Genomic DNA, 19,727 nt, shown 5'->3' on the forward strand with positions numbered 1-19,727 from the left:
CCCGTCAGGAGGTGGCGCCGACCAGCGGCTCGGCACCGCGGCTGGCCCGATAGGCCACCACGCAGCCCAGGGCGGCCAGGGCCGCGAAGGTCGCGAACAACCAGCGGGCCGCCGGCAGGCCGGTGCTGATCGCGGTGTTGACCACCAGGCCGGCGAATCCCGCGCCGAACGCCCCGCCGATCAGCGCGATGGTGTTGATCGCGGCCGCGGCCGTGCCGCCCTCGGCGGGGTCGTCGACGCAGCTCATCGCCCACGCCGACAGGTGCGGCCAGCCGGCGCCGACGCCGATGCCGACGACCAGCAGGGCGATCGCCCAGATCGCACCGACCGCGGTCGGGTTGTAGTGGTTCATCCGGGTGAACGCGACCACCGCCAGGCCGGCCGACATCACCAGCGGCGCGCTGATCACCAGGCCGATGACCACCCGCACCTTGCTGACCGAGGCGCTGGCGATCTCGCTGAACGTCCAACCGGTCGACAGGGCGGCGCCCAAGAAGCCGGCCATCACCGGCGGCAGGTGGGCCAGCCGCTGACCCAGCAGCGGGATGTACAGGTTGGCCTTCGTGGTGGCCATCAGCAGGCCCAGCGTCACGTAGATCCACTTCTCCCGCCCCGGGTGGAACGCGCTGGGCGGCAGGACCGCCGCCGAGGAGCGCCGGTCCAGGACCAGGAACACCACCAGCAGCACGCCGCCCGCGATCAGCAGGCTGGCCGCGCCGAACAGGCTGTGTGGCAGCTGCGCGACGCTGACCGCCAGCGCGGCACCGCCGAGCAGCAGCAACGAGCGCACCGGGATCTTCATCGGTTCGCCGTGGTGGCTGCCGCGCCCGGCCGCCAGCACCACGCTCACCGCGGCGGCCATCACCGCGGACAGCGCCGCCATGACGCCGAACGCCCAGCGCCAGAGGCCGAACTGGGCGAACAGCCCGCCGGCTGCCGGCCCGACCAGGGTGCCGACCCCCCACATCGCCGATACCAGCCCGGACGCGCGGGTCCACAGCCAACTCGGTAGGACGGCGTTGATCAGCGCATAGCCCAGGCCGGCCAACAGGCCACCACCCATGCCCTGCAGGGTGCGCCCGACCAGCAGAATCTCCATGTGCGGCGCCATAGCGCACACCACGCCTCCGGCGCCGAACGCCAGCAGTCCCAGCAGGTACGACGACCGGGAACCGATGCGGACCAGCACCGCATTGGCCGCGGCGGCGGCGATCACCGATCCGACCAGGTACAAGGTGGTCACCCACGCGTAGAACCGCTCACCGCCGATGTCTTTGACGGTGCTGGGCAGCAGGCTGATCGTCAGAAACTCGTTGGTGGCGTAGAGGGCCACGCCCCCGGCCAGCACGGCCGAGGTGCCCAGGTACCGCTTTCCGAGCAGCTCACGCCAGCTGCCAGTGCTTACCGCGGAGTCGGTCATCACCGCGTCAGTCAGATCCACCACCGCATTGCAGTCAATCACGGATCATCACGACACGCGAAAACACCCCGCTTGCTGGCGCGTCACTTGATCCCGGCCGCGTCCATCCCCCGCAACTCCTTCTTGAGGTCGGCGATCTCGTCGCGGATGCGTGCGGCGAGCTCGAATTGCAGGTCACGCGCCGCGTTCATCATCTGTTCGGTGAGGTCTTTGATGAGGTCGGCCAGTTCGGCGCGTGGCATGCCGGTGGTGTCGCGGCCCTCGAAGACCCCGGCGCTGACGGCCCGGCCGGGCTCGCCCTGGGCGCGCCGCCCCCGGGAGGCATTGCGCCCCGAACCCGCGACCTCGACATTCTCACTGTCGGCGGCTTCCCGATACACCTGGTCGAGGATGTCGGCGATCTTCTTGCGCAGCGGCTGCGGGTCGATACCGTGGGCCTCGTTATAGGCGATCTGCTTGGCCCGGCGCCGCTCGGTCTCGTCGATGGCCTCTTGCATCGAGTCGGTGATCTTGTCGGCGTACATGTGCACTTCACCGGAGACGTTGCGGGCCGCCCGGCCGATGGTCTGGATCAGGCTGCGCGTCGAGCGCAGGAACCCTTCCTTGTCGGCGTCGAGGATCGATACCAGCGACACCTCGGGCAGGTCCAGGCCCTCCCGCAGCAGGTTGATGCCGATCAGGACGTCGTAATCGCCGAGCCGCAGCTGGCGCAGCAGCTCCACCCGGCGCAGCGTGTCGACCTCGGAGTGCAGGTAGCGCACCCGGATTCCCGTCTCCAGCAGGTAGTCGGTGAGGTCTTCGGCCATCTTCTTGGTCAGGGTGGTGACCAGCACCCGCTCGTCGGCCTCGGCGCGCTGCCGGATCTCCCCGATCAGGTCGTCGATCTGGCCCTTGGTCGGCTTGACCACCACCTTCGGGTCCACCAGGCCGGTCGGGCGGATCACCTGCTCCACGAACTCACCGCCGGCCTGGCTGAGCTCGTACGGGCCCGGGGTGGCCGACATGTAGACCGTCTGCCCGATCCGATCGGCGAACTCCTCCCAGGTCAGGGGCCGGTTGTCGCAGGCCGACGGCAACCGGAACCCGAACTCCACCAGGTTGCGTTTGCGCGACATGTCGCCCTCATACATGCCGCCGATCTGCGGGACGGTGACGTGCGACTCGTCGATGATGAGCAGAAAGTCCTCGGGGAAGTAATCCAGCAGGGTGGCCGGCGGGGAGCCGGGGCCGCGGCCGTCGATGTGGCGCGAATAGTTCTCGATGCCCGAGCAGAACCCGACCTGGCGCATCATCTCGATGTCGTAGTTGGTACGCATCCGCAGCCGCTGGGCTTCCAGCAGCTTGCCCTGCTGTTCCAGCTCGTCGAGCCGGGCGGCCAGCTCCTCCTCGATGGTGGAGATCGCCTGCGACATCCGTTCCGGGCCGGCCACGTAGTGGGTGGCCGGGAAGATCCGCAGCGAGTCGACCTTGCGGACCACGTCCCCGGTGAGCGGGTGCAGGTAATACAGTGCCTCGATCTCGTCGCCGAAGTACTCGATACGGACGGCCAGCTCCTCATAGGACGGGATGATCTCGACGGTGTCGCCGCGCACCCGGAAGGAGCCGCGGGTGAACGCCATGTCGTTGCGGGTGTACTGCACGTCGACCAGCAGCCGCAGCAGTCCATCCCGCGGCACCTCGGAACCGACCTGGAGCTCCACGGAACGATCCAGGTAGGACTGCGGGGTGCCCAGGCCGTAGATGCACGACACCGACGCCACCACCACCACGTCGCGCCGGGACAGCAGGCTCGAGGTCGCCGAATGGCGCAGCCGCTCCACGTCGTCGTTGATGGAGCTGTCCTTCTCGATATAGGTGTCGGTCTGCGCGATGTACGCTTCCGGCTGGTAGTAGTCGTAGTAGGAGACGAAGTACTCGACGGCGTTGTGCGGCAACATCTCTCGTAGCTCGTTGGCGAGCTGTGCGGCCAGCGTCTTGTTCGGCGCCATCACCAGGGTGGGCCGCTGCAACCGTTCGATCAGCCAGGCCGCGGTGGCCGACTTGCCGGTGCCGGTGGCGCCCAGCAGCACCACGTCCTTCTCCCCCGCCTTGATGCGCCGTTCCAGGTCGGCGATGGCGGCCGGCTGGTCACCGGCCGGCTGATACTCGCTGACGACGTCGAACCGGCCACCGGCCCGGACGATGCCTGCGACAGCGTCAGCAGGCGGCCGGTACTCCGAATGCGCGACGACCGGGTGTTCCGTTGCAAAAGCCACGAACCCAGGGTAAGCCGGGTGTCTGACAAGGAGAGGCGGTCAGCGGTGCACCCACCGAAGCACGAAACCTTCGACCTGGTCGCATACACCAACACCGACCCCAAGGGGGTGGTGCGTGCCGTCGACGTCTATACCGTGCAGCCGTGGGGTCTCTACCTGGCCCGGCCCACCCCGGGCCGGGCCCAGTTCCACTACCTGGAGTCCTGGCTGCTGCCTGCGTTGGGGCTGCGCGCGACCGTCTTTCACTTCAACCCGGGCCACGAACGCGACCAGGACTTCTACCTCGATGTCGGCGACTACACGCCCGGCCCGGCGCTGTGGCGCTCCCGGGACCACTATCTGGACCTGGTGCTGCGCACGGGGCAGGACGTCACGGTCACCGACGTCGACGAGCTGATGGTCGCCGTGCGCGAGGGCCTGCTCAGCCAGGACGACGCCGAACGGGCGGTGCTGCGGTCCCTCGCCGCCGTCGACGGCCTGGCCCGCAACGGCTATGACCTGCAGCGCTGGCTGACCGGCCAGGGCATGCCGGTGTCCTGGCCGGTCAGCGAGGGTCTCACCGGCGCGCCGCCGGGATCCCACTAGCCCCACGAGTCTCGTCGACGCCGGGCTGCGAGCCCGGACAGTTAGGTAATCTCGTGAACATGAACGCCAACCTGCGAATCGGTGTCGCCACAGCGACCACCGCGGCCCTGCTCGGGTGCGGTCAGCTGATCCCAGCGCCGGCGGCGGCGTCCCAGGAGCTGCACAACGTCACCTACATCGCGCGGGTCGACGCCTGGACCCAAGGCAGCGTCGTCACCTTCATGCTCAACGACTACCAGACCGCCAGCGGCGACATCGACGGCTTCGGGGCACCGTTCGAAGCCAACGCGGTGTTGTCCGATCCGAGCAAGGCGGGCATGGTGATCCGGCTGCGCTGGCCGTCGTCGGCCAACGTGCACTGCGAGATCCACGTGGACGACATCGTCGCGGTCAAGAGCGACCGGTTCGTCTCCACCTGGAAGGACAGCAGCGACCCGCGCAACGGCGCGATGCTGTGCGGCGCGCTGATCAGCAGCATGGCCTGACCGGCCCTACGGGCGCCATCCGGTGTCGTCGGCCCATGCCCACGCCCGCCGGTAGGCGCCGTCGAGCCAGGGTTCCTTGGCATCGGCGTACGCCGCGATGCCACCGTCGGCGCCGGCACGTTCGGCCTCCCGCTTGACCGCCAGGTACTCGGCGCGTGCGTCGGCGTCGGCGGCCAACCATGCCGGGAACAGCAGAGCGAACCGCTGATTGGGCCGGCCGTCTACCCGCAGGTGGACGTTGGTGGGCCGTCCCGGATCGGCGGAGGCGTGAAACCGCTTCTCCCACAACGGCAAGTCGCTGGTGTGAGCGACATCGGTGGTGATCGACTCGATCCGGGGGTAGCCGGCGGCCAACAGATCCTCGGCGAGTTCGTCGGCGACGGCGAGCGATTCCACCGTGACCTGAACATCGATGACGTTCTTGGCGTCCAGCCCCGGCACCGCGGTGGACCCGATGTGGTCGACCCGGATCGCCCGGTGCCCGCAGCAGGTCCGCAGCCGCGCCAGGATGCGCTGGGCTTGATCGGGCCAGGACGAATCGGCCGGCACCAGCGTCGTCGGCGACGGCACCGGACGGCGGGCGGCGATGTTGTCCGCGAACGGCACAATGCGCTGCTGCCACAGCCGCAGTGCCTGCGCCGCCAGGTCGTCGGGGTCTCCGGAGTTGTCCAACCAGACGTCGGCGACCGCGCGGCGCTGCGGCTCGGTGGCCTGCGCGGCCACCCGGGCCCGCGCGTCGGTCTCCGCCATGCCGCGGTACCGGAGAAGTCGCGCGACCCGGGTCTCGATGTCCGCGTGCACCACGATCACCAACGGGAACATCGGCGCCATCTGCGACTCGACCAGCAGCGGGATGTCCTCGACGATGATCGCGTCCTCGCCCGCCATTGCGATCAGCTCGCTGCGCCGCCGCGCCACCAGCGGGTGCACGATGCCGTTGAGCGTGGCGCGTTTGTCGTCGTCGCTGAACGCGATCGCGGCCAGCGCGGGGCGGTCCAGCGCCCCGTCTTCCAGCAGGATGCCCGGCCCGAAGGCCTCCACCAGGGCGGCCAGGCCCTCGGTACCGGGTTCCACCACCTCACGGGCGATGACGTCGCCGTCGACGACGATGCCGCCACATTCAGCGAATGTGGCGGCAACTGTCGACTTCCCGGCGCCGATACCGCCGGTCAGGCCGATACGCAGCATCCGGCAGCGTGACTAGGCGCTGTTACCGGCGAGCTTCTCCCGCAGCGCGGCGAGCTGCTCGTCGCTGGCCAGCGAACCGCCGGCCGGCGCGTCGTCGCGGTGCGAGCCGTTGGCGCCGGAGCGCGGCTCGGCGTGCTCGGCGGCGGCGAACTTCTCGATCTGCGCGGTGTGCATCTTGTGCCGGCGCTCGGCCTCGGCGTAGCGGGCCTCCCATTCGGCCCGCTGCTTGTCGAAGCCTTCGATCCACTCGTTGGTCTCGGCGTCGAAGCCCTCGGGGAAGATGTAGTTGCCCTGCTCGTCGTAGCTGTCGGCCATGCCGTACTTCGACGGGTCGAACTCCTCGGTGTAGTCCTCGTTGGCCTGCTTGAGGCTCAGCGAGATCCGGCGCCGGTCCAGGTCGATGTCGATGACCTTGACCATGGCGTCGTCGCCGACGGCGACCACCTGGTCGGGCACCTCGACGTGCTGCTCAGCCAGCTCGGAGATGTGCACCAGGCCCTCGATGCCCTCCTCGACCCGGACGAACGCACCGAACGGCACCAGCTTGGTGACCTTGCCCGGCACGATCTGGCCGATGGCGTGGGTGCGGGCGAAGTGCCGCCACGGGTCTTCCTGGGTGGCCTTGAGGCTCAGCGACACCCGCTCGCGGTCCATGTCGACGTCGAGCACCTCGACGGTGACCTCGTCGCCCACCTGAACCACCTCGGACGGGTGGTCGATGTGCTTCCAGGACAGCTCGGAGACGTGCACCAGGCCGTCCACCCCGCCCAGGTCGACGAACGCGCCGAAGTTGACGATCGAGGAGACGACACCCTTGCGGACGGCGCCCTTCTGCAGCTGGTTGAGGAACTCGCTGCGCACCTCGGACTGGGTCTGCTCCAGCCAGGCGCGGCGGGAGAGCACCACGTTGTTGCGGTTCTTGTCCAGCTCGATGATCTTGGCTTCGATCTCGCGGCCGATGTAGGGCTGCAGGTCGCGGACCCGGCGCATCTCCACCAGCGAGGCGGGCAGGAAGCCGCGCAGCCCGATGTCGAGGATCAGGCCGCCCTTGACGACCTCGATGACGGTGCCCTTGACGGCCTCGTCCTTCTCCTTGAGCTCTTCGATCGTGCCCCAGGCGCGCTCGTACTGGGCGCGCTTCTTGGACAGGATCAGCCGACCCTCTTTGTCCTCCTTGGTCAGGACCAGAGCCTCGACCTCGTCACCGACGGACACCACCTCGTGGGGGTCGACGTCGTGCTTGATGGACAGCTCGCGGCTGGGGATGACGCCTTCGGTCTTGTAGCCGATGTCGAGCAGGACCTCGTCCCGGTCAACCTTGACGATCGTCCCCTCTACGATGTCGCCATCGTTGAAGTACTTGATCGTTTTGTCGATGGCGGCGAGAAAATCCTCGGCCGAGCCGATGTCGTTGACGGCTACTTGCGGCGAGGTGACGGTGGGACTTGGCATGTGTTGGGTTGCTCCGGACAAGTTGTGGTCGTAGGGACGGGGTAGTAACGGTCTAGTCACGCATGCGGGGCATGCGGTGGCCACGATCTCGGTCTAGGACTAGTCGAGGCCTACCTGTCGAGGCTACTCGACGTGTTGCACGCTGGACAAACCGGTGGTCTACGCTGCGTCGCTATGCCCGGGATGCGGAACCGCCGAAAGGTCGGAGCGCCGCTGTTCGTCATCGTCCTGCTCAGTGTCCTCACCGCGTTGCTGCTGCTGGTGTTCACCGCCGCCAACCCCGCCGGCACGTTGACCGCGTTGGTGCTGGCCAGCCTGTCGATGCTGGTGGTGCTGTTCTGTTACCGGTGGCTGGACCGCTGGGAGCCTGAGCCGCGACGGCTGCTGCAGCTGGCCTTTCTGTGGGGGGCCTCGGTCGCAGTGCTGCTGGCGGTGGGCCTGGAGACCTTCGGGTCCTCGGTGGCCACCGTGCGGCCGCTGGTGTCCAAGACCTTCGATATGGCCGCGATCCAGGCGCCGTTCATCGAGGAAGCCGCCAAGGGCCTGTTTCTGCTGATCATGCTGACCGGCCGACGGCGCCATGAGCTGAACTCGCTGACCGACTGCATGGTGTATGCGGGCATCACCGCGGTGGGATTCGCCTGGATGGAGGACATCGTCTACATCGCGCCGGCCGAGTCGCCGACCCAGATGGCGGCCGTCGCCATCGCGCGGCTGATCTTCGGGCCGTTTGCGCACCCGCTGTTCACCACGATGACGGGTATCGGGGTGTTCTTCGCCCTGCGCCGCCGCGGCTTCTGGGGGAAGGCGTCGGTGATTCTGCTCGGGTATCTGGCGGCGGTCGCGATGCACGCCTCGTGGAACGCCTCGCTGGCGATGGGCGGCGCCCGATTCTTCCTGGTGACCTATGTGACCTGGATGGTGCCGGTGTTCCTGCTGATGGTGTTGCTGGGTGTACTGAGCCGCCGGCACGAACAGCAGTTGGTGGCGAGCAAGCTGCCCGCGATGGTGGCCGGCGGACTGATCAGCCCGAACGAAGAGACCTGGCTGGGCTCGATCCGGACCCGCAAGCAGGCGATCCGCGAGGCGCGGCGCATCGGGGGCCGGCCCGCCGCCCAGTCCGTCAAGCGGTTCGCCGCCCAGGTGGTCGAGCTGGCGTTCGTACGGGACCGCATCGATCGCGGCTTCGGCGACCCCGAGGTGTTCGCCCTGCAGCACGAGGACGCCTATGGGGTGGTGGCCGCCCGGACGGCGGCGCCGGTGCTACACACCATGGCCGGGTACCGCTCGCCGGCGCTGGTGCGGCGCTGACCCCCGCGCCGAGTGTCCGGTTGTGTCACGCGAATTGCCCCGCTGACGTACATAACCCGACACTCGGCGGGCCTCCGGCAGCGACTCAGTGCGCGGCGGCGTCCCAACTGCGCCCATAGCCGACCGCCACCTCCAGCGGCACGCTGAGCTCATAGGCGCCGCCCATTTGCGCGCGCACCAGCTTTTCCAGCGGCTCACGTTCGCCGTCGGCCACCTCGAACAGCAGCTCGTCGTGCACCTGCAGCAGCATCCGCGACCGCAGATCGGAGGCCTTCAACGCCTTATCGACGTTGATCATCGCCACCTTGATGATGTCGGCGGCGCTGCCCTGGATCGGGGCGTTGAGCGCGGCCCGCTCGGCGGACTCGCGGACCTGACGGTTGCTGCTGTCCAGCTCCGGCAGGTAGCGCCGCCGGCCCAGCACCGTCGAGGTGTAGCCGTCCTTGCGGGCCTGCTCGACGACCCGGTGCAGGTAGTCGCGCACCCCGCCGAACCGGTCGAAGTAGGCGTCCATCTGCTCTTTGGCCTCTTCGGTGGAGATCTTGAGCTGCTGGGCCAGCCCGTAGGCGCTCAGCCCGTAGGCCAGGCCGTAGGACATCGCCTTGACCCGCCGCCGCATATCCGGCGTCACGTCGTCGATCGGCACGCCGAACGCCCGCGACCCGACGAACGAGTGCAAGTCCTCGCCGGTGTTGAACGCCTCGATCAGGCCCGCATCGCCGGACAGGTGCGCCATGATGCGCATCTCGATCTGGCTGTAGTCGACTGTCATCAGCTCGCTGTAGCCGGCGCCGACCACGAACGCGTCGCGGATCTGCCGGCCCGCGTCGGTGCGGATCGGGATGTTCTGCAGGTTGGGTTCGGTGGACGACAGCCGGCCGGTCGCTGCGATGGTCTGATTCAGCGTGGTGTGGATACGGCCATCGGAGGCAACCGATTTCAGCAAGCCGTCGACGGTCACCTTGAGCCGGGTGACGTCGCGGTGGGTCAGCAGGTGCTCCAGGAACGGATGGCCCGTTTTGTCGAACAGCGACTGCAGCGCGTCGGCGTCGGTGGTGTAGCCGGTCTTGGTCTTCTTGGTCTTGGGCATGCCCAGCTCGTCGAAGAGCACCACCTGCAGCTGCTTGGGCGAGCCGAGGTTGATCTGCTTGCCGATCACCGCGTACGCGGCCTCGGCGGCATCGCGGATCTCGTCGCCGAACCGGCTCTGCAGCTCGCTGAGCCGGTCCAAGTCGACGGCGATGCCGGCGGTCTCGAGTTCGGCCAGCACCCGCTGTAGTGGCAACTCGATGTCGGCGAGCAGGCCGCCGGAGTCGATGCGGGCCAGCTCGGCATCCAGGGCGTCGGCCAGGTCGGTGACCGCCCGGGCCCGCAGCAGCGCGGTCGCGACCGCCTGGTCGTCGATGCCATCGGTGTCGTCGAGCAGCGAGAGTTGTTGCTGCTCATCGGATTCGGCCCGCAGCTCGCGGCGCAGGTAGCGCACCGACAGATCATCAAGGCTGAAGCTGCGCTGCCCAGGCCGCACCAGGTAGGCGGCCAGCGCGGTGTCGGAGGTGACACCGTCGAGGGTCCAGCCGCGCCCGGCCAGATCGTGCATGGCCAGCTTCGCCTCGTGCAGCGCCTTGGGCTTGGCCGGGTCGGCCAGCCAGGCGCCCAGCGCAGCTTCGTCCTCGGCGGTCAGCATCGCGGTGTCTAAGTAGCCGCCCTCGCCGTCGGCGGCGGCCAGCGCCAGCGCGGTGGCATCGCTGTCGAAACTGCGGTGGCTGCCGATGACGGCCAACCCGGCACGCCGCCCGTCGCCGGCATGTTCGGCCAGCCAGGCGCCGACGGTTCCCGGCTCCAGGGCACCGCCGCGCACGTCGAAGCCCTCGTCGACCTCGGGCTCGGCGGTGGCGAGTGTCTCGAAGAGCCGGTCGCGCAGCACCCGGAACTCCAGGTCGTCGAAGAGCTGGTGGATCTGTTCGCGATCCCACGGCAGCAACCGCAGCGTGTCCGGTGTCTGCGCCAACGGCACGTTGCGCACCAGATCGGTGAGCTCCCGGTTGAGGATCACAGCAGAAAGATTGGCGCGCAAGGCATCTCCGACCTTGCCCTTGACGGTGTCAACCTGGTCGACCAGCCCCTGCAGGGAGCCGTACTCGACGATCCACTTCGAGGCGGTCTTCTCCCCCACCCCGGGGATGCCGGGCAGGTTGTCGCTGGGGTCGCCGCGCAGCGCCGCGAAGTCCGGGTACTGCGCCGGGGTCAGGCCGTACTTCTCCACCACCGCCTCGGGGGTGAACCGGGTCAGATCGCTGACGCCCTTGCGCGGGTAGAGCACGGTCACGTTGTCGTTGACCAGCTGCAGCGCGTCGCGGTCGCCGGTGACCACCAGCACCCGGTAGCCCTCGGCGTCGGCCTGGGTGGCCAGGGTGGCGATCAGGTCGTCGGCCTCATAGCCCGGCTCGGACAGCGTGGTGATGCCCAGGGCGGTCAGGACTTCCTTGGTGATGTCGATCTGGCCGCGGAACTCATCGGGGGTGGACGAGCGGGTGGCCTTGTACTCCGGGAAGCGCTCGGTGCGGAAGGTCTGCCGTGACACGTCGAACGCGGCGGCCACATGGGTGGGGGCTTCGTCGCGCAGCAGGTTGATCAGCATGGCGGTGAACCCGTAGACGGCGTTGGTGGTCAGCCCGCTGCGGGTCTTGAAGTTCTCCGCGGGCAGGGCGTAGAACGCCCGGTACGCCAGCGAGTTTCCGTCCAGCAGCAGCAGCGTGGGTTTGGTCGGGGTGTCGTGCGCAGCGTCGGTCGGGGCGGTCTGGGCTGGGCTCACGGACCCAACTCTATGCACCCGCCACCGACACCCGTCAGCGCCGGTGGAATTGCAACACGTTTCAGTTCTGCCGCCGGCGTTGGGTACGCTGAACCGGTGCCAGACGTAGCCTCGCAGCCCGCGATCGACGGGTGGTTCACCACCGACGACGCCGGCCTCCCCCACCTGATCGGCGCCAAGTGTCCGCAGTGCGGCACCTATGTGTTCCCGCCGCGGGAGAACAACTGCCCCAACCCCGCCTGTGACAGCGATGCGCTGGAACCGGTCGCCCTGTCGCGGCGTGGCACGATCTGGAGCTACACCGAGAACCGGTACCTGCCGCCGGCGCCCTACCCGCCGTCCGACCCGTTCGAGCCGTTTGCGATCGCCGCGGTGGAGCTGGCCGCCGAGGGCCTGATCGTGCTGGGCAAGGTGGTCGAGGGCACCCTGGCCGCAGACCTCAAGGTCGGCATGGAGATGGAGCTGACGACCATGCCGCTCTACACCGACGACGACGGCGTGGCACGCACCGTCTACGCGTGGAAGAAGGTGGACGCATGAGTCCCGAACCGCTGTACATCCTGGGTGCGGGCATGCACCCGTGGGGCAAGTGGGGCCGCGACTTCACCGAGTACGGGGTGATCGCCGCCCGTGCCGCGCTGGCCGACGCCGGCCTGGACTCCCGGCAGATCCAGTTCATCGCCGGGGCGGACACCATCCGCAACGGCTACCCGGGCTTCATCGCCGGTTCGACGTTCGCCCAGAAGCTGGGCTGGAACGGGGTGCCGGTGTCGTCGTCGTATGCCGCCTGCGCGTCCGGTTCGCAAGCCCTGCAGAGCGCCCGCGCCCAGATTCTGGCCGGGTTCTGCGACGTGGCGCTGGTGATCGGCGCCGACACCACCCCGAAAGGCGCGTTCGCCCCAGTCGGCGGTGAGCGCAGAGGTGACCCCGACTGGCAGCGCTTCCACCTGATCGGGGCGATGAACCCGGTGTACTTCGCGCTGCTGGCCCGCCGACGCATGGACCTCTACGGCGCCACCTCCGAGGACTTCGCCCAAGTGAAGGTGAAGAACTCCCGGCACGGGCTGAACAACCCGAATGCCCGCTACCGCAAGGAATCCGCGGTCGAGGACGTGCTGGCCAGCCCGGTGGTCTCCGACCCGCTGCGCCAGCTCGACATCTGTGCCACCTCCGATGGTGCGGCCGCGCTGATCGTGGCCAGCGCGGAGTTCGCCCGCAAACACCTGGGTTCGCTCGAGGGCGTGCCCTCGGTGCGCGCGGTGGCCACCGTCACCCCGCAATACCCGCAGCACCTGCCCGAATTGCCGGACATCGCAACGGATTCCACCGCGGTGGTGCCGGGTTCGGATCGGGTGTTCAAGGACCAGATTCTGGACGCCGCCTACGCCGAGGCCGGCATCGGCCCGGAGGACGTGAGTCTGGCCGAGGTCTACGACCTGTCGACCGCGCTGGAGATCGACTGGTACGAGCACCTGGGCCTGTGCGCCAAGGGTGAAGGTGAGCAGCTGCTGCGCAGCGGCGCCACCACCATCGGCGGGAAGGTGCCGGTGAACCCCTCCGGCGGGCTGGCCTGCTTCGGTGAGGCGATCCCGGCGCAGGCGATCGCCCAGGTGTGTGAGCTGACCTGGCAGCTGCGCGGTCAGGCCACCGGCCGCCAGGTCGAGGGCGCTCGCGTTGGTGTCACCGCCAACCAAGGCCTGTTCGGGCACGGCTCGTCGGTGATCGTCGCGCGGTAGTTCGCCGCTGCGATGAGCGAAACCCTCGTCGTCAAGGTCAAACCGGGCAGCAGCAAAGGGCCGCTGGTGCAGACCGACGCCGACGGTCAGTTGACGGTCTACGTCCGCGAGCCGGCTGTGGACGGCAGGGCCAACGCGGCCGTGATCCGGGTGCTCGCGGAGCACTTCGGCGTGCCGCGCCGCAGTGTCGAGCTGGCGTCCGGCGCCGGCGCGCGGGTCAAGCGGTTCAAGATCGCCCGGTAGTCGGCCCGTCGAGAATCCGCACGATCCCCTGCGAGCCATCGATCTCGACCAGCGCGCCATCGGGGATGACCTGGGTTCCATTGCCTGTCCCGATGACGCAGGGGATTCCCAGCTCCCGTGCGATGATCGCGGCGTGCGACATGGTGGCGCCCACGTCGAGCGCCATGCCGGCCACCATCATGAACGTCGTCACCCAGGACGGGTCCGTGGTGCGGGCGATGAGCACATCATCGGCGCCGAGGATGGCTGCCGCGGACGGATTTGTCACCACACGTGCCCGTCCGCGCGCACGGCCCGGACTCGCCGCAACACCCGAGATGGTCGACTGCGGCGGCCCCTCGTCCGTACCGGCTACCCGCTTTCCGCCGTCCTCGACGAACGACAGTGGCGGCTCCATCGCCGCGAACTGCGAGCGGATCCGTTGGCGTGCAACCAGGCCAGCCGCAGTGAGATGCTCCTTCGCCTGAAGCTCGTTGAGCGTGTGCCAGGCTGCGTCCTCACCCAAGAAGGACATCGCATGGCGAACAACATCCAGGTCCTGCAGGAATGCCACTTTGCCGATCTCGCGCCCGACGACCGCACGGCGTGCCATGGCGATCAGCTGCGCGACGACCCTCCGACACGGACGCGGCAAGGAGGCACTCAGCCGCATTTCCGCCTCGCGTCGTTCCGCACTCCGGTTGTCCAGTGCCACACGGGGATCACGCGATTCGCCACGCTTCAGCGCATGCGCTACCTGCAACACCGGCTCGGGACTCTGCCGCCACGATGTCGCAGTGAGTTCTCCCTCATCGGGTCCGTGGAATCCGTACCGGCGAAGGAAGTGCTCCAGCGAGATCTGACTATGGGCCAGCAGCCACAGATCGGTGGCCAGGTGCGCTTCCGGAAGATCACCATCAGCTGAGACAAGGTCTATCACGCGGTCGCCGGCAATGCGCTCGACGGCCCGGTAAAGGGTCTGGCACACGTTGGTCTGCATCGAGTGCACGACCATCGTCTGGCCGAACCGCTTCGCACCCTCGACCAGCAACGCCATCGGATCAGCGACAGGCCGCCAGGCGTCGCGCTCCCACGACTGCCGCGATGCCGCACTCGCCGCGCGTAGACGCCGTTGCAGCAGAGCAAGATTGACCGGCGCCCGGCGTGCCATCCGCAGCGCGGTCGCGGCGCGCACCCGGACCGGCGCCGACTCCACGTCTTCTGCCTCCCCGAAGAACTGCTCACTGAAGGCACCCGCATCCATCCCAGGCATCTGGGCGATCTGATTCACCAGCACGTCGACCGAGAGCGCCGGCCACCCCTGAGCCAGGCTGACCACCTGCGCGTGCCGGTCGTCACGTTTGGCCACCACACCGAGTTGGATCTGGGATTGCCGGTGGCCATAGTTGAGTCCGGCGCTCCACACCGACCAGGTGAGCGGCGTCGGCACGCCAGGAACCGCCTCGGCGATGTTCGCTCGGGTCCACCGGCTTCCGGTCGGGCGCGGCGGGTCGTAGAACTCGACAGCGGTTACTCGGGCGGCAAGTGCGCCGAAGGCGGCGATCGGGCGGCTTTGCAGAATCCAGGCTCGCCCGTCGGGATCGAATGCCCACTCGATGTCCTGAGGAGCGCCGTACCGTTGCTCGATCCGCACTGCGTGGCGGGCTATCTCGCGAGACTGATGCTCGGACAACGCCGGACTGGAAATCTCATCCGAAGTCAGAGTTCGTCTCACGACTCCCGTTGCGGCCGTATCGATCTCAAGCACCGAGTCTTGACTCCCGCGTTCCATCGCGACGATGTCGAGCGAGGCCTTGTCCATGATGACGCGGTCCGGTGTCAGCAGACCGGCGACAACGGATTCGCCCAGTCCCCGTGCCGATTCAAGAACCAACCGGTCCGCGCGACCGGTCATGGGATCCGCAGTGAACACGACGCCCGCACTGACCGACGCGACCTGGCGCTGGACCACCACGGCGATCCCGGAGTCCCGCCATTCCAATCCCCACGCGCCGGTGTATCGACCGGCAACTACCGAAGTCGCCGACATCCAGCACCGCCGAACCGCGTCGAGCAGATCCGCGACACCTCTGACGTTGAGAACCGTTTCGTAGATACCGGCGTGGGACGCCGTGACACCGTCCTCGGCCGGCGCCGAGGACCGAACCGCCACGGCAACGTCGTGGCCCATCGCCCGATAGTTCGCGACGATGGCATCGCGCACCGCGTCGGGCACGGTCGCGGACGGCCCCCCGGACATGGCGGCCAGATAGGCCGGAACACCGATCACGAACGCCTCTGGCACCGGAAGCCCCGCAGCGACCAGCTCACCGAGATTGGCGCCCTTGCCCCCGCTGAACGCCGCGTCCGTCGCCCGAACATCAGCCAACGGCCGGACAAACGACGTACTCATGCACCTGGCTTGACGATGCGACCCGCCCTTGACATCGCCTTAATCTTTGCAAGCCGTTCGCGATCACGCCAGCGCTTACTTTCGTGAAACCGCCCCGAGCCGGCCGTGCGACGGGTTTATCGACACCCGTCAAGTTCCTGAGAGTCCCGCCTTGGCGGCGTGGTGCCGCAGGCTCCTGAGCCCGGGTAATTACAAATTACATTCATAACTATTCACCCGAGAGGGCACTGCGTCTCCACCCGTCCTGCCGAACGGTCCACCCCAGGTCAATCGCGGTGACCACTCACTATGCGGTACACGCGCTGCGCCGACCGCATGGCGACCGGGGCTATCTGCAAGCTCTACGAGACGCGCGTCCGACCAGCCTGAAACAGGTTCTATTTTTTTGTATGCAAACTAGCCATCTCTCAGCTACTCTCACTTTTGTCCGTCACTGTGCTGTGCATCTCATAACCCGAAGGAGTTCCCTTGCACGCCATGCTTCGCCCCTACGCCACCGCCGGTGTGGTGATCGCCGGCGCCGGCCTGATCACGGCCACGCCGGTGGCCGCGCCGCTGCCGGCCATTCCCGGGGTCCAGTCCCACGCCGTGGCTTTGACCGGGGCGTACCAAGACGTCATCAATGCCGCCTCGGCCAACCTCACCACCATGCTCAACAACTGGTACTTGGCACCCGGGGTGGGCATGCAGCAGTTCTGGGCCAACCAGATGGACTACGCCGACCAGTTGGCCAACGACCCCGCCGGCTCCACCAACGCGATCAACGAACAGATCCAGCTGCACCTGAACGCCGTGATCTCCGGCTGGGCTCTGCAGGACGCCACCGCGGAGACCCGCGCCACGATCCTCAACCACACCATGGACGGCACCCACCAGCTGATGTTCGGCCAAGTCGCCGGGTACCTGCCCGCCGATGTGGATCCCAACCAGATCCTGCCGATCATCGACATGCTCGGTTCCCCGGCCAGCGCGGTCCTGATGGGCATGATCGGCCCGGCCATCAGCCCATGGATCGCCTTGATGAACAGCATCACCGACGGCGACAACCTCGGCGACACCCTGACCAACATGTGGGGCGCGTTCTTCAACGGAGCCACGCTGAATCTCGATGCCCTGTTGCCGATGATCAACGAGGCCGGCTTCTTCCCCGCCGGCATGAACATGGACCACCTGGACTTCGCCTTCGGTGGCCTGCTGTCTACGGGAGCGGCCGCGGTGAGCTACCAGGTACTCGGCCCCGGCGGTGAGGTCGCAGCCGAGGTGCCGGCGGTCGGCGGCTCCATCTTCCAAAGTGTCGGCTTGGAATTCAGCGGCGTCCCGGTCCTGGGCACCCTGGATCTGAATAGTGCCGGCATTGGTCCGATCGCCGCGTGGCAGGCCTGGGGCCAAACCGTCGGTGCCCTGCTCGGTTCTGGCTGGGACGGCAAGGGCCCCGTTGTGGTCACGCCGCCACTGGCCGGCGCTGATCTGCCGCTGCTGCCCACCGACGTCGTCGATGACGGAGGCACCGGCGCGGCATCCGATGCGTTCGGTTGGCTGGGCGACCTGCTCGGCCTGTGATCGCCCAAAGCCCTTATCCCCCACTCTTTTCAGAAAGGTTTTCTTCACGATGAGTCGTCATCACACCAGCGCGCGCCGCCACTCCCGGGCGGTCAGCGCTGCCAGCGCTGCAGGCGCATTTCTGGCCTTCGGGATAGCCCCTGCCATTGTCGCGCCCCCGGCGCAGGCCGACGAGTTCGATTGGATCGCTGAACTTTTCGATACTTCGGCGTGGCTGGATCCCGGGCCGGCTGAGGTTGGCGCCTTCGACTGGAGCACCACGATCGATCAGTGGTTCTACGACCCGCTCCATGACAGTCTGCAGGCCTGGATCACCAGCGACTTCGGTGAGATGGTCAACGGCTGGATCAACACCGCCGCCGGGCAGTTCCTGATCGGCAACGGCGTCGACGGCACCGCCGAGAACCCCGACGGCGGCAACGGCGGCCTGTGGTTCGGCGATGGCGGCGACGGCTGGGACAGCACGGATGCCGGCGTGGCCGGCGGCGACGGCGGTAACGCGCCGGGCTGGCTCGGTGACGGCGGTGACGGCGGCAACGGCGGAGCGGGCGCCGACGGCGGCGCGGGCGGAGCCGGCGGAATCTGGATGGGCAACGGCGGCAACGGCGGCAACGGCGGCGCCTCCCTCGACCCGACCATCGCAGGCGGCAACGCCGGTGCCGGCGGCAACGCGTCTGGATGGTTCTTCGGCAACGGTGGCAACGGCGGCAACGGCGGTACCGGCGCCAACGGTGCCGCCGGCACGTGGGCCAACGGCGGCGACGGCAACGGCGGACGCCCCAGTGCCGGGGGCAACGGCGGAGCCGGCGGCCGCAGCAGCTTCATGTTCGGCAACGGCGGCAATGGTGGCGATGGTGGCCGCGGCGGCAACGGCGGGGACGGCGCCAACGGCACCGCCGAGCACGTCAACGGCGGCAACGGTGCAAATGCCCAGGTCGACCTTAGAGCCGGCACGGGTGGTGCGGCCGGGACCCGCGGCTCCACCATCTACAGCGACCCGTCCTTCGGACGCGCCGGGCAGTACGGTGCCAACGCAGTCGGCGGCAATGGCGGCAACGGCGGCAACGCCTACCAGGACGCCAACGGCATCTACCTCGGCAACGGCGGCGCCGGCGGCAACGGAGCCAACGCCGGTGGCTACTCGTTCGGGACCGGCATCGGCGCCGACGGCGGCAATGGCGGCAATGGTGGCGCCGGGATCAACGGCGGCAACGGCGGTAGCGGTGGGTCCGCTGGCCTGTCGTCGGCTGGAGCCAGGGACAGCGGCGCAGTGACCGGCGGCAAAGGCGGCGACGGCGGCGACGGCGGCTTCGCCGGCGCCGGCAAAGGCGGCAACGGCGGCAACGGTGGCTCGGGCCGCGGCGAAGGCGGGGGGCTTGGCGGCGATGGTGGCAACGCCGCCACCGATGACCCCACCGTCCAGACCATCGGTGGCAATGGCGGCACCGGGGGTTCCGGCTTTACCGGTGGCCCTGGCGGCGACGGCGGCAAGGGCGGCACCGGTACCTATGCCGGCGGCAACGGCGGCAACGGCGGTGGCGGCGGCAGTGGCGGTGGCCATGCCGGCGGTAAGGGTGGTGACGGTGGTACCAGCACCGGCTGGCAGCACGACGGCACCACTTACAGCATCGGCGGCAACGGCGGCAACGGCGGCAGTGGCGGCGGCGGCGCCGGCACTGTCGCCGCGGGGACTGGTGGGGCGGGTGGTGCCGGCGGCAACGGCGCCACCGGACCCGGTGTGGTCAGCGTCGGCGGCAACGGCGGCACCGGCGGCAACGGCGGGGCCAACGCGGGCAGCGTCCTGTCGGGTGGTGGCGCCGGCGGCGACGGTGGGGCCGGCGGGGCCGGCGGCTCCGGCACTGCGTCCGGCGGCAACGGCGGCACCGGCGGCAACGGCGGGGCCGGAGCAACAACAGCCGGCAACGGCGGCAACGGCGGCACCGGGGGTACTAGTGGCGGCGTCGAAACGCCGGCCAACGACCTGGGTATCGGGCCCAGCCACGCCGGCAACGGCGGCAACGGGGGCGCCGGCGGGGCCGGCGGTGGTTACGTCGACGGCGGTTCCCCCTCCACCGATCCGGTCGGCGGCAACGGCGGAACCGGTGGCAACGGCGGCAACGGCGCTGGCGCCGTCAACGGCGGGACCGGCGGCAGCGGCGGTACCGGCGGTGCGGTCGGCGAAACCCCTGGCGGGCCCGGGCAGCCCGGCACGGCGCCCACCGGGACGACCGGTGGCATCGGCGGCACCGGCGGCACCGGCGCTCACCCGGCACCCGCCGGGTAGCCGA

Annotated in this window: 14 protein-coding genes; 8 read left to right on the forward strand and 6 right to left on the reverse strand. The window is 68.8% G+C overall.

Translation table 11 applies throughout. The annotated features are described in order from the left end of the window. Positions 1-4: 4 nt before the first annotated feature. Together AC5Y4Q_RS19385 and uvrB are read right to left on the reverse strand one after the other, a co-directional pair. Positions 5-1,420, reverse strand: a complete 1,416-nt coding sequence (locus AC5Y4Q_RS19385; protein WP_064920300.1) for an MFS transporter — start codon at positions 1,418-1,420, stop codon at positions 5-7. Between the two features lie 83 nt (positions 1,421-1,503). After that, complete coding sequence (gene uvrB, locus AC5Y4Q_RS19390) at positions 1,504-3,675, reverse strand: excinuclease ABC subunit UvrB (protein WP_064920282.1); 2,172 nt, start codon at positions 3,673-3,675, stop codon at positions 1,504-1,506. Positions 3,676-3,720: 45 nt separating this feature from the next. On the opposite strand from uvrB, the gene AC5Y4Q_RS19395 reads away from it, so the two are divergent. Together AC5Y4Q_RS19395 and AC5Y4Q_RS19400 are read left to right on the forward strand one after the other, a co-directional pair. Continuing rightward, complete coding sequence (locus tag AC5Y4Q_RS19395; protein ID WP_064920281.1) at positions 3,721-4,260, forward strand: ribonuclease FAU-1 family protein; 540 nt, start codon at positions 3,721-3,723, stop codon at positions 4,258-4,260. A gap of 59 nt (positions 4,261-4,319) precedes the next feature. Further along, positions 4,320-4,745 carry a hypothetical protein gene (locus AC5Y4Q_RS19400; protein ID WP_064920299.1) on the forward strand — a complete coding sequence of 142 codons (426 nt, stop codon included), beginning with the start codon at positions 4,320-4,322 and terminating at the stop codon, positions 4,743-4,745. A 6-nt stretch (positions 4,746-4,751) separates the two neighbouring features. Here the strand turns inward: AC5Y4Q_RS19400 and coaE are convergent, their stop codons facing one another. Then, positions 4,752-5,933, reverse strand: a complete 1,182-nt coding sequence (coaE, locus tag AC5Y4Q_RS19405) for a dephospho-CoA kinase (RefSeq protein WP_064920280.1) — start codon at positions 5,931-5,933, stop codon at positions 4,752-4,754. A gap of 12 nt (positions 5,934-5,945) precedes the next feature. Then, entirely contained in the window at positions 5,946-7,385 is a 1,440-nt protein-coding gene (gene rpsA, locus AC5Y4Q_RS19410) for a 30S ribosomal protein S1 (RefSeq protein ID WP_064920279.1), read from the reverse strand. Positions 7,386-7,559: 174 nt separating this feature from the next. On the opposite strand from rpsA, the gene AC5Y4Q_RS19415 reads away from it, so the two are divergent. Continuing rightward, the gene (locus AC5Y4Q_RS19415) at positions 7,560-8,696 is read left to right on the forward strand and encodes a PrsW family intramembrane metalloprotease (RefSeq protein ID WP_234786331.1); all 1,137 of its coding nucleotides are present in this window, start codon (positions 7,560-7,562) and stop codon (positions 8,694-8,696) included. Between the two features lie 85 nt (positions 8,697-8,781). Here AC5Y4Q_RS19415 and polA read toward each other — a convergent pair whose 3' ends face one another. Further along, positions 8,782-11,508 (reverse strand): DNA polymerase I, encoded by a 2,727-nt coding sequence (gene polA / locus AC5Y4Q_RS19420; protein ID WP_499960030.1) that lies wholly within the window; start codon positions 11,506-11,508, stop codon positions 8,782-8,784. Positions 11,509-11,604: 96 nt separating this feature from the next. On the opposite strand from polA, the gene AC5Y4Q_RS19425 reads away from it, so the two are divergent. From AC5Y4Q_RS19425 to AC5Y4Q_RS19435, 3 genes are read left to right on the forward strand one after another with little or no spacing between them, the layout of a single operon-like run. After that, the gene (locus AC5Y4Q_RS19425) at positions 11,605-12,048 is read left to right on the forward strand and encodes a Zn-ribbon domain-containing OB-fold protein (protein WP_064920276.1); all 444 of its coding nucleotides are present in this window, start codon (positions 11,605-11,607) and stop codon (positions 12,046-12,048) included. After that, a complete protein-coding gene (locus AC5Y4Q_RS19430) occupies positions 12,045-13,244 on the forward strand; it encodes a lipid-transfer protein (protein ID WP_499960032.1) in 1,200 nt (399 codons plus the stop codon). Before AC5Y4Q_RS19425 ends, AC5Y4Q_RS19430 begins: the two co-directional genes overlap by 4 nt. A gap of 12 nt (positions 13,245-13,256) precedes the next feature. Continuing rightward, the gene (locus tag AC5Y4Q_RS19435) at positions 13,257-13,487 is read left to right on the forward strand and encodes a DUF167 domain-containing protein (protein ID WP_064920274.1); all 231 of its coding nucleotides are present in this window, start codon (positions 13,257-13,259) and stop codon (positions 13,485-13,487) included. On the opposite strand, the gene AC5Y4Q_RS19440 is transcribed toward AC5Y4Q_RS19435, so the two are convergent. After that, positions 13,471-15,879 (reverse strand): PEP/pyruvate-binding domain-containing protein, encoded by a 2,409-nt coding sequence (locus AC5Y4Q_RS19440; protein WP_125224975.1) that lies wholly within the window; start codon positions 15,877-15,879, stop codon positions 13,471-13,473. The genes AC5Y4Q_RS19435 and AC5Y4Q_RS19440 overlap by 17 nt on opposite strands. 477 nt (positions 15,880-16,356) lie before the next feature. On the opposite strand from AC5Y4Q_RS19440, the gene gjpA reads away from it, so the two are divergent. Continuing rightward, entirely contained in the window at positions 16,357-17,439 is a 1,083-nt protein-coding gene (gjpA, locus tag AC5Y4Q_RS19445; RefSeq protein ID WP_064920272.1) for an outer membrane porin GjpA, read from the forward strand. 49 nt (positions 17,440-17,488) lie between these two features. Then, positions 17,489-19,723, forward strand: coding sequence for a PGRS repeat-containing protein (locus AC5Y4Q_RS19450; RefSeq protein WP_499960034.1), 2,235 nt, complete (start codon positions 17,489-17,491; stop codon positions 19,721-19,723). Positions 19,724-19,727: the final 4 nt, after the last annotated feature.

Source organism: Mycobacterium sp. NGS16, assembly GCF_059813225.1.